This is a genomic window from Peribacillus sp. NPDC006672, from assembly GCF_050274955.1.
In the GTDB taxonomy this organism is placed as follows: domain Bacteria; phylum Bacillota; class Bacilli; order Bacillales; family DSM-1321; genus Peribacillus.
Genome location: NZ_JBNNOR010000013.1, coordinates 35,233 through 47,301 on the forward strand (window position 1 = coordinate 35,233; position 12,069 = coordinate 47,301).

Consider the following 12,069-nt stretch of genomic DNA (forward strand, 5'->3'; position numbering starts at 1 on the left):
AAAAATGGCGAAGAAGGTATGTATGTTTGTGTGGAATCATTTTACCAACGATGCACGGGTTCTAAGGGAGTGCACTGCCCTTACTGAAGAAGGTTATGAAGTCGACTTAATTGCAATTCATAACTGGAAAAACGAAGAATTACCAAAAAAAGAGAAACATAAAAATGGATTTAATGTCATTCGAGTGAATAATCGCTGGGATAGACTTAATAGAGTACTAAGAATTGTGAAAAAAGTGAAAAATAAGATGTTTGAATTGACCGTTCTCACTTTATTGGTTTGGAATACCTTGTTGAACATGAACCTGATTACGGGCTGGATCAGTACTGTCGTATTGGTGGGTGTTATGGCGCTTCTTGCAATACTCGCCACAATTGTTACGAAAACAAAACTACCGAATCTTTTGACAAGAAGCTATATTTTTTTTCAAATGGTTCATTTCGGCCGGAAAAAGAAATATGACTTTTATCATTCGAATGATTTGAATACGTTAATGCAGGGAGCGATCAGCAGTAAATTTCTAAGACGTAAAAAGCTCATATATGATTCTCATGAAGTTCAAACGAGCAGAACCGGTTATAATAGCCGGGTTTACGGGATAATGGAAAAGTTTCTATTAAAATTTGTCGACGAAATGATTGCCGAAAATCATACTCGTGCTAAATATAATGAAGACTTATACGGTCTATATCCGAAAGTGGTCCATAACTACCCAATCCCTACATTGCCTGAGGAAAGTACAGTCGTGGATTTACACGAGTTGCTCAAGCTGCCAGAGGACGAGCCGATATTGTTATATCAAGGCGGCATTCAAACGGGCAGGGGGTTAGAGAAAGTGGTTGAGGCAGTGCCGATGATGGAAGCTGGAACGCTTGTTTTTATTGGAGATGGAAAGATCAAGCCTGAATTAATAAAAAAGGTAGAGGCATTGGGTCTCGAACATCGGGTGAAATTTATCCCGAAGGTGCCTGTTGACGATTTGCTTCATTATACGAAAAACGCATATTTAGGTTTTCAGGTACTGAATAATGTCTGCTTTAATCATTATTCTGCTTCTTCCAATAAGTTGTTTGAATATATGATGAGCGGGGTTCCTGTCATTGCCTGCAGCTTTCCGGAAATTCAAAAGGTAGTAGAGACTGAGGAAATTGGTATGTGCGTCGACTCCCATGATCCCCGTTCTATTGCAGACGGAGTCAATTATTTATTAAAGCATCCAGAAAAAAGAGCGGAAATGAGCAGGAACTGTCTGAAAGCCCGCCTAAAATACAATTGGAAACAAGAGAAAGAAATCTTCATCCAAATCTATCAATCAGCTTAACAAAACTAGAATACTAGAAGAAAATATGATGAGGAGTGGTTATTATGAAATTATGTACAATGGGACTAGGTTATATAGGACTTCCAACTTCGTTAATGTTCGCAAAACATGGAGTAGATGTTGTTGGCGTGGATATCCATCCTGATGTTATTAATAAATTGAATAATGGAAAGCTCCATATTGAAGAACCTGGACTAGAAGAAGTGTTAAATGAAGTGCTAGATGCCAAAAGATTTCGTGCAGCCTTGAATCCGGAGCCTGCGGATGTTTTCATCATTGCGGTCCCGACTCCAAACAATGAAGATCAACACCAATCGTGTGATCTTACCTATGTTATGCAAGCAACTTCAAGTATACTTCCTTTTGTTCAGAGGGGAAATGTCATCATTATCGAATCGACGATTGCACCAAGGAGCATGGATGATCATATTAAGCCATTGATTGAGATGTCAGGGCTAACGATCGGGAAAGATATCTTTCTCGTACATTGTCCGGAACGTGTTTTGCCTGGGAGAATACTTGAAGAATTGGTGCATAATAACCGAATCGTCGGCGGCATCACAGAAGCCTGCTCCTACAAAGGAAGCCTTGTCTATGAAACTTTCGTTAAAGGGGAAATCATTCGTACGGATGCGAAAACGGCTGAAATGTCCAAGTTGATGGAAAATACCTTCCGTGATGTGAATATTGCTCTTGCGAATGAGTTGGCTAAAGTTTGCTTCGAATTGGATATCAATGTATTGGATGTCATTTCAATGGCAAATAAGCATCCACGTGTAAATATTCATCAACCAGGACCAGGGGTAGGTGGACATTGTCTCGCGGTCGATCCTTATTTCATTGTCGCTAAAGCTCCTGAGACAGCTAGAATCATCAAATTAGCCCGCGACACGAACGTTTCGATGCCGTATTATATCGTCAATTGTGTCAGGATGTTACTTGAAGGTATCCGTAAACCAAAGGTAGCGGTTTTTGGACTTGCCTACAAAGGAAATGTAGATGATATCCGTGAAAGCCCGGCCATTGATGTTGTAAATATCCTAATGAGCATGGATCAGGTGGAAGTTTCCTTGCATGACCCACATGTTCAATCTGGGAAAATGCCAGTCGTTTCTGTCGAAGATGCTGTAAAGGATGCCGACCTGATTCTTGTCTTAACCGATCATAATGAATTTAAAGAAATGGATTATGACAAACTTTCGAATAAGATGGCTCAGAAAATAATTTTGGATACTCGAAATTGCATTGATGCCAATAAACATAACATCCAAATTGCCAACTTAGGCAATGTATTCGAATATAAAACAGAACATTTGAAAGAAGTAAGGAACAAAATGATTATCTAATAACCAATCGATTCTGCTGCAAGGCCGGAAATGGATATGATAGAGATATAAAGGGTGTTGACTCAGTCAGCGCCCTTTATAGATGTTAAATAAATCATTTGAAATAATAATAGGATGAACCAGCGCAGTCATATGGCCAACAGGATGTAGAGGAGTGGTTCAGGAGACCTTTCTCCGGGCTTTTCTGAAACAAATGGAATGATAGCCACTAGCTGGAACAAAGGAGACAGCTTCTTGGCTGTTTTTAATTCAAAAGTATAGATTGGATAATCTATATATGTTCTGTAAATATGACTTTCTATACGGGCATGTGAAGACAGATTTGGTTTGCCTGGCGCTTCAGGCTAATGTGGCTTTACAGGAGTGAGATCGTGGTGGTTGTTTTTCCAGATTAGTCATAAAGAAAGGACCAAGCAAGGGCTTGGTCCTTTTGGTACAATTTATTTTGCTGTCGGGCCGCCAAGTTCTTCGATTTCACTTGGAACGCTTCCGAATTTCTTAAAGTTTGCACGGAATTGGGCAGCAAGAGCTGTAGCTGCTTGTGTATATGCAGCAGGATCTTCCCAAGTCTTGATTGGCTGAAGCACTTCGTCAGGAACACCAGGAACATGAAGTGGAATATCCAAACCAAAGATATCGTCTTTAACTGTCTCGATATTTGCTAATTCGCCTTCAAGTGCCGCTTGTACCATTGCGCGAGTGTAAGCAAGTTTCATACGGCTGCCAGTTCCGTATGCACCGCCAGTCCATCCAGTGTTGACAAGGTATACCTTTGCGTTGTGCTCGTCAATTTTATCTCCAAGCATTTCAGCATAGCGTGTAGCGGGAAGCGGTAAGAATGGTGAACCGAAACATGTTGAAAATGTAGCTTCCGGTGAAGTTACTCCTCTTTCAGTACCAGCCAATTTACTTGTGTACCCACTTAGGAAATGGAACATTGCCTGTTCCTTGGAAAGCTTGCTGATTGGAGGCAGTACGCCTGAAGCATCAGCTGTTAAGAAAATGATTGTATTTGGGTGTCCTGCGATACTTGGGCTCACGATGTTATCGATCGCTTGCATTTGGTATGCAGCACGAGTGTTTTCTGTTAGTGAACTATCATCGTAGTTTGCTTCACGTGTTTCAGGATCAACAACTACGTTTTCCAATACGGCACCGAAACGGATCGCATCGAAAATTTGTGGTTCTTTTTCGCGTGAAAGGTTGATCGTTTTCGCATAGCATCCGCCTTCGATGTTGAATACACCGTTAGAAGACCAGCCGTGCTCGTCATCGCCAATCAGTTTACGATTAGTGTCTGCGGATAACGTTGTTTTACCTGTACCGGACAGTCCGAAGAATAAAGCGACGTCCCCTTCACGTCCTACGTTAGCAGAGCAATGCATTGGAAGGATTCCAGCCTCTGGAAGTAAGTAGTTCATGATTGAGAAGATCGATTTTTTCATTTCTCCTGCATATTCCGTTCCGCCGATAAGGATGGTGCGGCGTTCAAATGAAACGATGATGAAAGTTTCAGAAGAAGTTCCGTCCACTTCTGGATCTGCTTTGAAATTAGGTGCAGAAAGTATTGTGAATTCTGATTCGTGACCCCTTAGTTCCTCTTCGTTTGGACGGATGAACAAAGTATGGGCGAAAAGATTATGCCATGCATATTCATTAACAACTTGGATAGGAAGGCGTGATGATTCGTCTGCACCAGCGAAACCTTTGAAAACAAAAATCTCTTCTTTTGCTTTTAGGTAGTCAACTACTTTATTATATAGTTTATTGAACACATCTTCGGAAATTGGCTTGTTCACTGAACCCCAATCTACTTTGTCTTTAACAGATGCTTCTTCCACGATATATTTATCTTTAGGTGAACGGCCAGTATATTTGCCGGTTTCAGCTTTTACTGCGCCAGTTGATGTTAAAACGCCTTCGTTTCTGCTTAATACTTTTTCAACCAATTGAGGAACTGAAAGTTGAGTTTGTACATTGTTTCCTGTTAATAATTGGTGTAACTCATTAGAAACATCTACAGAATTCATATATGAGGTACCTTCCTTTGTTTAAGTTTTATATTACAATTAGTATAACACATTCATTTAAATAGTCTATACTATTTATTTTTTTTTGTGATAATTTTCAACTGGCCGCATTAATCAATTTAAATGGGAAGGAACCGAGTCAGGATGATCGCATATACTTTCAAGGAAGTGATTTTCATTGCATCATAATTTTGAATGGGAAATCATGATGCCTTTCCAATTCTTATTCTCAATGTTCTATTATTAATGGCAATTTTCATCATTTCTATTCGCCCTGACTTGGTAACCCTTTAAAGACGTTGAACCAATACGTGTTTTCACGTGAACGCCATTCTGGGGGGAATGTTCTTTTGAAAAGCATTGACAAATTCCAACCAGATACGATAATATGTTAAATTGTACGGATTCTCTTATCCCGAGTTGGTGGAGGGACAGGCCCTTTGAAACCCAGCAACCTGCCATATTGAACTTGACTCCAAGATCGATTGCCGAAAATAAAGCGATGGTTCTTCAAGGAATAGTGGTGATGGTGCTAACCTGAGCAAGGTAAAAAACCCTTGAACGATAAGAGTGAAAGGATAGAAGACAGAATTTTAAACCTTTCCTCATTTGCCAGGGAAGGTTTTTGTGTTTTTATAAGTAATTCTGTGTCTATAGTTGAAACTAATGAGGGAAACGAGTTCCGTAAAAAATCAGGCTTATGCCTACAACATACTAACTTCCAAGGGGGAAATATGATGTCAAAGAAACGTCTATTTACTTCTGAATCTGTTACAGAGGGCCATCCGGACAAGATTTGTGATCAGATTTCAGATTCCATTTTAGATGCTATCCTTGCTAAGGATGCAAATGCACGTGTTGCTTGCGAAACAAGTGTAACAACAGGTCTTGTACTTGTTGCTGGAGAAATTACAACATCCGCTTACGTGGATATTCCGCGTATCGTTCGTGATACGATTGCAGGAATTGGCTACACACGTGCGAAATACGGTTTCGATGCTGAAACTTGTGCTGTATTGAGTTCAATTGATGAGCAGTCTGCCGATATCGCGGCTGGCGTCGATAAAGCATTGGAAGCTCGTGAAGGAAACATGTCAGAGGAAGAAATCGATGCAATCGGTGCAGGGGACCAAGGTCTTATGTTCGGATTTGCCTGTAATGAAACTGAAGAGCTTATGCCGCTTCCGATCTCATTGGCACATAAACTTTCATTCCGCCTGGCTCAAGTTCGTAAAGATGAAACGCTTGCTTACTTACGCCCTGATGGTAAAACACAGGTAACTGTGGAGTATGATGAGAATAACCGTCCTGTACGTGTAGATACGATCGTTATCTCTACACAGCATGATTCAGAAATTACGCTTGAACAAATTCAAGCAGATTTAAAAGAACATGTGATTAAAGCAGTTGTTCCAGCTGAATTGATTGATGCTGAAACTAAGTACTTTATCAACCCGACTGGCCGTTTCGTAATTGGCGGACCTCAAGGGGATGCTGGTCTTACTGGACGTAAAATCATCGTTGATACTTACGGCGGATACGCTCGTCACGGCGGCGGTGCATTCTCTGGTAAGGATGCTACTAAAGTTGACCGTTCTGCGGCATATGCTGCTCGTTACGTTGCGAAAAACATCGTAGCAGCTGGCCTTGCTGACAAAGCGGAAGTTCAATTGGCATACGCAATTGGTGTGGCAGAGCCCGTATCAATCTCGATTGATACGTTCGGAACTGGTACTGTTAGCGAAGAAGTCCTTGTTGACCTAGTTCGCGCTAACTTCGACCTTCGTCCAGCCGGTATCATCAAAATGCTTGATCTTCGTCGCCCGATATACAAACAAACAGCTGCATACGGACACTTTGGCCGTACAGATGTCGATCTTCCATGGGAACGCACAGATAAAGCAGAAACATTAAAAGCACAAGCATAATCCATAAATGAAAAGGTGTCCCGCTTATAGCGGACACCTTTTTTTATTGATTAATTTTGAGAGAATAATTCGAAATCCCATATAGAAATTCACTAACGTGTATACTCGTGAATTTAGTGCGTATACTTGTGAGATTGGTGCGTATACTCGTGAATTTGGCTCGTATACTTGTGAGATGGTGCATATACTCGTGAGATGGCTCGTATACTCGTGAATTTGGCTCGTATACTCGTGAATTTGGCTCGTATACTTGTGAGTTTCGTGCGTATACTCGTGAGTTTAGTGCGTATACTCGTGAATTTGGCTCGTATACTTGTGAGATGGTGCATTTACTCGTGAGTTTCGTGCATTTACTCGTGAAATTGGTGCATATACTCGTGAGATTGGCGCATTTACTCGTGAGTTTGGCTCATTTACTCGTAAGTTTGGTGCGTATACCTATAAGTTTCCGCTAAATTCAGTTTATTTTATTCGTTCTGCCGTTTTGTAGTATTGTCCTTTTTCAGCATATTCGCGTACGATACGTTCCATATCCTGACGGTCTTCTTCATTGATTTCACGAATGACCTTAGCTGGGCGTCCGAATGCCAACATGTTCGGTGGAATGACTTTGCCTTGGGGAACGAGACTGCCTGCACCTATAAAAGCCCCTTCGCCGATTTCCGCTGCATCAAGCACAATCGACCCCATGCCGATCAAAGCTCCTTTTCGAATTTTACAGCTATGTAATATGACCTGATGGCCAATGGTTACTTCGTCCTCGATGATCAATGGATTATTTGGGCTTTGGTGCAGAACGCTGTTATCCTGTATACTGACTTTGTTCCCTATAATGGTTGGGGATACATCGCCGCGTATGACGGAATTGAACCAAATTGACGATTCTTCACCAATTTTCACATCACCTGTCACGACAGCGTTTTCAGCAATATAAGCGCTTTCAGCGATATCAGGTTCTTTACCTTTAAACGGATAAATAATCATTTTCAATCATTTCCTTCCCGAAGTGAATGTTTTTATGTATTATTTTAATATACCGTATGCAAATACACTTGGCTATTTATAATATAAATGTACAACTTGTTAGGTTTCTTTTTTTGTCGAAAATCACGAATATGGTTATAATTTATATAAATTATTTTAACTATCATAGATCGTATACAACAAGTGAAAAGTGAAAGGGGGATTTCGAATGTGGAAATGGGAGACAGAAGGAGACGCAAAAGGCGTCATTGTCATCATTCATGGGGCGATGGAACATCACGGACGTTATAAGTGGGTAACACAAATGTGGCTTTCAGCTGGATACCATGTCGTCATGGGCGACCTTCCTGGGCAGGGTATGACTACTCGCGCCTACAGGGGACATATCGATTCCTTTGATGAGTATTTGGACGAAGTGAAAAGCTGGATAGAAGAGGCTTACGAATATTCGCTGCCGGTCTTTTTACTTGGACACAGCATGGGCGGTTTGATCTCGATACGCCTTCTTCAGGAAGAGGAATGGGACATTGCAGGGGTGATTCTTTCTTCTCCTTGTTTGGGCCTCGTGACGAAGCCGCGGAAGTTCCTTACAACACTCTCGCATGGTTTGAATATCGTTATGCCTCAGTTCAGGGTAGATTCCGGATTGACACCTGAAATGGCGACGAGAAGTGCGGAAATTCGTGAATCCGATAGAAACGATACATTATATATCACAAAGGTTTCGGTTCGCTGGTATCGCGAGCTTGCACAGGCTATGAAGGATGCTTTTGAAGAGATTCCCGAATTTCAGGATGTGCCGCTTTTGGTAATGCAGGGCGGAGATGACCGAATCGTGAACAAGAAGGCGGTTCGTGAGTGGTTCAATTATAACTTGGCAAGTGAAAAGCAATATAAGGAATGGCCGAAGCTTTATCATGAAATCTTCAATGAACCAGAACGTGATGATGTATTTCAATATGCGCTGAGTTTTGTTGAAAACCGTTTAAAGATATTAGGGTATGTCGTTTGATCAGTACATACTTCAGGATAAATAGAAAACTGCCGAAGTTAGACTTCGGCAGTTTTTTTGATCAGCCTGCGTTTTTAAGCAATTCGTTCGACTTGATGACCGGTGCCCAGAAAGTAACCGGGTACATAAATTGGCTCAAGTGTGTAAGTTTATTTTTATTGGATAAGGCGGTGGATAGGAGATAGATGGATTTAAAGCTCAAGTCATTAGCGAATAAATCTAAAAGCGTCGCTTACATATTCATGATTTCTTCATGGTTTTGGGTGGAAATCACCAAATCGAGCTGTGGCAGGAACTTATCAAAATGATTTTCAAATTGTTTGAGGTCTTCCATGTTTTTTTGTTTTTCTGTCAATGAATTAAGTGATCTGACAAAATCCCCGTACTCTTCACTTGAATCCCTCTTATCTATTTTCCTTAATTATAATCATTATAGACGAAAAATTCGAAAAGTTATGATTGGTAATTCTGCTGCCTTCGAGTTGGGATTGAAAAAACACCGTTCCGAAAGAACGGTGTCAAAAGTCATCATCTCTTTTCGATCGCGACAATGAATGGCGGATTGTTGGCTTGGTTGATGAAGCCATATTTCAAGATATGCGCTTTTTGTTGAGGGAAGTCCTGTACATAATCCATCAATGCATCCCGTTCCGTCGATCCTCCTGGATGTCCATGGTAAATGACGAGGATGATGATGCCTTCAGGTGCAAGCATCTCGAACAGCTGTTCAATTGCTGATATCGTCGTATCTGCTTGGGTGATGATTGATTTGTCACCGCCAGGAAGATAACCTAGGTTGAATATGGCACCTGTAATCTTTCCGGAATGTTCTTTCTTGATGTATTTGCTGAGTTGTTCATGCCCATCGTGAATGAGGGTGCAATGTTCCTGTAAATTCTCGGCCATCAGTTTGGCCGCTGTGATTTGCAGTGCTTCTTTCTGAATGTCAAAACTATAGACATGTCCGTTTTCACCGGTAAGTCCTGCAAGGAAGACCGTATCAAAACCGTTGCCCATCGTGCCATCAATGGTGATATCCCCAGGCTGGACCGCTTTTTCAAGCAGGATCCTGGCGAATGGCAAAATTCGGTCAAGCTTCATCTGATTGTACCTCCGTATGATGATTTTTCCCTTGCCAGCTGTTGCGGCGTTGCAATTCGGCATCAATGGCATTCAAGACATCCCATTTATTGACGCTCCACATTGGACCGATCATTAAATCGATCGGACCGTCACCCGTTATGCGGTGAACGATCATTTCCTGAGGGATTATTTCCAGTTGATCACATACCAGGCTGACATAATCGTCACGGTCAAGGAATTCAAGCAGGCCTTTTTCATATTGTTTGACCATCGGAGTCCCTTTTAATAGATGAAGTAAATGGATCTTTATGCCCTGCACATCGAGTTTGGCGACTTCACGGGCTGTTTCCATCATCATGTCATAATCTTCCTGAGGAAGGCCATTGATGATATGGGAGCATACGCGGATGCCGTGTTTGCGCAGTTTATCGACCCCTTCCTTGTAGCAATCGAAGTCATGCGCACGGTTGATCATCGTCGCGGTCTTTTCATGAACCGTTTGAAGGCCAAGTTCCACCCATAGATAAGTGCGTTCGTTCAATTCCGCTAAATACTCGACTACATCATCTGGAAGGCAATCCGGACGTGTTGCAATGGAGAGTCCGACGACACCTTCCTGGGTCAATACACTTTCATATTTCTCGCGAAGCTCTGCCACGGGTGCATGCGTATTCGTGAACGCTTGAAAATAGGCCATATATTTACCATCTTTCCATTTATGATGCATACGTTCGCTGATTTTCTTGAACTGCACGTCGAGGGCTTCAACCCTGCTGCCCGCAAAGTCACCCGAGCCTGAGGCACTGCAAAAGGTACAGCCTCCATGTGCGACTGTCCCATCACGGTTGGGACAGTCAAAACCGCCATCAAGGGCAACTTTAAAAACCTTATGTCCAAAATGATTTCTCAAGTGGTAATTCCATGTATGATATCGTTTGTTATCCGTTGCATATATAACCGGGTTTGCTTGATTCAAATCAGCAACCTCCTAAGTAAAAATAAAGCGCATCATATATTATACAACATTCTTGCAGCTAGGTCTTTTTTTGAAAAATAAGCGTATACTGTATACTTGAAGGCTAAACATTTAGCTGCTTTTTCTAGTATCTCTAGTGAATGACTATATCCAATCGGGAGCTGATGGACATGACCGGTCAAGTTGAAGAAGCGATTAATCAAATGAAAAAGAAATTAGCCGAAAATAATCAAGTAATTGAAGTAAATGAGGATGGGTTCATATACAAAGCCACTTGCACCTTCAATTCGCCTGCTTCGGATGAACAAATTGATTCCTTTGAAAAGAAAACCGGATTGCTTCTGCCCGATGATTATAAAGAATTTTTGAAAATAACGAATGGATGCCGTCTGTTCGATAGCGTAGAATCTGGTGGGGGAAATGATTTATACAGCTTGGATGATATTGTTAATTACACATATGAAAATTCCTACGAAGGATGCTTTAAAGTGGCCTGCATTTATCAAGATAATATCGTGATCGATGGTGAGGCCGTCGCAAAAGGTGAAAAGGATTATTTAATGGTAAAAGGTCATATCGATGATTTTGAAGAAGGCGAGAAACTCCATATGGGCTTTGCAGAATGGATCAAGCAGTTCATTTCCCATCAAGGGGAGAAGTTTTGGGATAAAGGATGATTCCTCAAAAAAAATGATAATCCGCTCGTTATTTGCTCAAACTAAACAAGATGATACTGAATCATCCAAATGAGACGCGAAGGAGAGGGTTTGAAATGGCAACCAGACAATCCGTCGATCATTTTTTAGAGCAATGTGAAGGGGCTCTCCATTTTGCAGAGTTTGAATTTAATGAGGCCTCTCGGCAGGAGCATTATGATGATGAACAATTTCAAAATTCGCAAAAGTATATCGAAGAGGCTTTGACTGATATGGAACGATTGTATGCCAGTTCGAATGCCCAACAACGGGATATGCTTTCGCGGATGCGGCAGCAATTGAATGAATTGAAAAATGAAATGATTTTACTGCGACATTAAAGAGGCAAGGGAGCTATGGATGCATAGCTCTCTTTTTTGCACGTTTTTTCTTGAATTCGCATATATAATGAAAAACCTGTCGATAATGTTTATGTACGGCTATTGCAATTATCGGAGAAATTGACTAGAATGTAATATAATCAAATATTCTCATAAAGACTATGATGAGGAACAGTAGCGATTTTATTTCAGTAAAGAGAGTTGACGGGTGGTGCAAGTCAACCTGGGATGGTCGTGAACTCCCCTTGGAGTTCCAGGTGTGAAGGTAAAAAGTAATGCCTGGCGTTTGAATCCATGTTACGGATGTTTTAAGCTGGGCGGATTTTAGCTATCGCCAATGTGGGTGGTACCGC

General features: G+C 41.3%; 10 protein-coding genes, 1 riboswitch and 1 other annotated feature (1 of these 12 only partly in view). Of the genes, 6 read left to right on the top strand and 4 right to left on the bottom strand.

Annotated elements, in window-relative coordinates; translation table 11 throughout:
* Positions 1–4: 4 nt before the first annotated feature.
* Positions 5–1,321: a glycosyltransferase gene (locus ACQKKK_RS19535; protein WP_427618338.1), complete on the top strand. Its 1,317-nt coding sequence runs from the start codon at positions 5–7 to the stop codon at positions 1,319–1,321.
* Between the two features lie 44 nt (positions 1,322–1,365).
* Positions 1,366–2,667, top strand: coding sequence for a nucleotide sugar dehydrogenase (locus ACQKKK_RS19540; RefSeq protein WP_427618340.1), 1,302 nt, complete (start codon positions 1,366–1,368; stop codon positions 2,665–2,667).
* A 440-nt stretch (positions 2,668–3,107) separates the two neighbouring features.
* Here ACQKKK_RS19540 and pckA read toward each other — a convergent pair whose 3' ends face one another.
* The gene (gene pckA / locus ACQKKK_RS19545; RefSeq protein WP_427618342.1) at positions 3,108–4,697 is read right to left on the bottom strand and encodes a phosphoenolpyruvate carboxykinase (ATP); all 1,590 of its coding nucleotides are present in this window, start codon (positions 4,695–4,697) and stop codon (positions 3,108–3,110) included.
* Positions 4,698–5,104: 407 nt separating this feature from the next.
* A riboswitch (SAM riboswitch) is annotated at positions 5,105–5,268 on the top strand.
* A gap of 163 nt (positions 5,269–5,431) precedes the next feature.
* Between pckA and metK the strand changes: the two genes are divergently transcribed.
* On the top strand, positions 5,432–6,625 hold the full coding sequence (gene metK, locus ACQKKK_RS19550) for a methionine adenosyltransferase (protein WP_427618344.1): 1,194 nt from the start codon (positions 5,432–5,434) through the stop codon (positions 6,623–6,625).
* 462 nt (positions 6,626–7,087) lie between these two features.
* On the opposite strand, the gene ACQKKK_RS19555 is transcribed toward metK, so the two are convergent.
* Positions 7,088–7,606 (bottom strand): gamma carbonic anhydrase family protein, encoded by a 519-nt coding sequence (locus ACQKKK_RS19555; protein WP_061466260.1) that lies wholly within the window; start codon positions 7,604–7,606, stop codon positions 7,088–7,090.
* 211 nt (positions 7,607–7,817) lie between these two features.
* Between ACQKKK_RS19555 and ACQKKK_RS19560 the strand changes: the two genes are divergently transcribed.
* A complete protein-coding gene (locus ACQKKK_RS19560) occupies positions 7,818–8,621 on the top strand; it encodes a lysophospholipase (protein WP_427618346.1) in 804 nt (267 codons plus the stop codon).
* Positions 8,622–9,149: 528 nt separating this feature from the next.
* Here the strand turns inward: ACQKKK_RS19560 and ACQKKK_RS19565 are convergent.
* Together ACQKKK_RS19565 and ACQKKK_RS19570 are read right to left on the bottom strand one after the other, a co-directional pair.
* Positions 9,150–9,722 (bottom strand): class I SAM-dependent methyltransferase, encoded by a 573-nt coding sequence (locus ACQKKK_RS19565; protein ID WP_427618348.1) that lies wholly within the window; start codon positions 9,720–9,722, stop codon positions 9,150–9,152.
* Entirely contained in the window at positions 9,712–10,680 is a 969-nt protein-coding gene (locus ACQKKK_RS19570; protein WP_427618350.1) for a TIGR01212 family radical SAM protein, read from the bottom strand. Before ACQKKK_RS19570 ends, ACQKKK_RS19565 begins: the two co-directional genes overlap by 11 nt.
* A 170-nt stretch (positions 10,681–10,850) precedes the next feature.
* Between ACQKKK_RS19570 and ACQKKK_RS19575 the strand changes: the two genes are divergently transcribed.
* Positions 10,851–11,357, top strand: coding sequence for an SMI1/KNR4 family protein (locus ACQKKK_RS19575; protein ID WP_427618352.1), 507 nt, complete (start codon positions 10,851–10,853; stop codon positions 11,355–11,357).
* A 95-nt stretch (positions 11,358–11,452) separates the two neighbouring features.
* Positions 11,453–11,716, top strand: coding sequence for a DUF2524 family protein (locus ACQKKK_RS19580; protein ID WP_089362672.1), 264 nt, complete (start codon positions 11,453–11,455; stop codon positions 11,714–11,716).
* 152 nt (positions 11,717–11,868) lie between these two features.
* Positions 11,869–12,069: a binding site (T-box leader), on the top strand (it continues 32 nt past the right edge of the window).

Coding starts and splice junctions, on each gene's coding strand:
- ACQKKK_RS19575 (WP_427618352.1), top strand. CDS start 10,851: ATGACCGGTCAAGTTGAAGAAGCGATTAATCAAATGAAAAAGAAATTA.
- ACQKKK_RS19580 (WP_089362672.1), top strand. CDS start 11,453: ATGGCAACCAGACAATCCGTCGATCATTTTTTAGAGCAATGTGAAGGG.
- ACQKKK_RS19560 (WP_427618346.1), top strand. CDS start 7,818: ATGTGGAAATGGGAGACAGAAGGAGACGCAAAAGGCGTCATTGTCATC.
- ACQKKK_RS19535 (WP_427618338.1), top strand. CDS start 5: ATGGCGAAGAAGGTATGTATGTTTGTGTGGAATCATTTTACCAACGAT.
- ACQKKK_RS19565 (WP_427618348.1), bottom strand. CDS start 9,722: ATGAAGCTTGACCGAATTTTGCCATTCGCCAGGATCCTGCTTGAAAAA.
- pckA (WP_427618342.1), bottom strand. CDS start 4,697: ATGAATTCTGTAGATGTTTCTAATGAGTTACACCAATTATTAACAGGA.
- ACQKKK_RS19540 (WP_427618340.1), top strand. CDS start 1,366: ATGAAATTATGTACAATGGGACTAGGTTATATAGGACTTCCAACTTCG.
- metK (WP_427618344.1), top strand. CDS start 5,432: ATGATGTCAAAGAAACGTCTATTTACTTCTGAATCTGTTACAGAGGGC.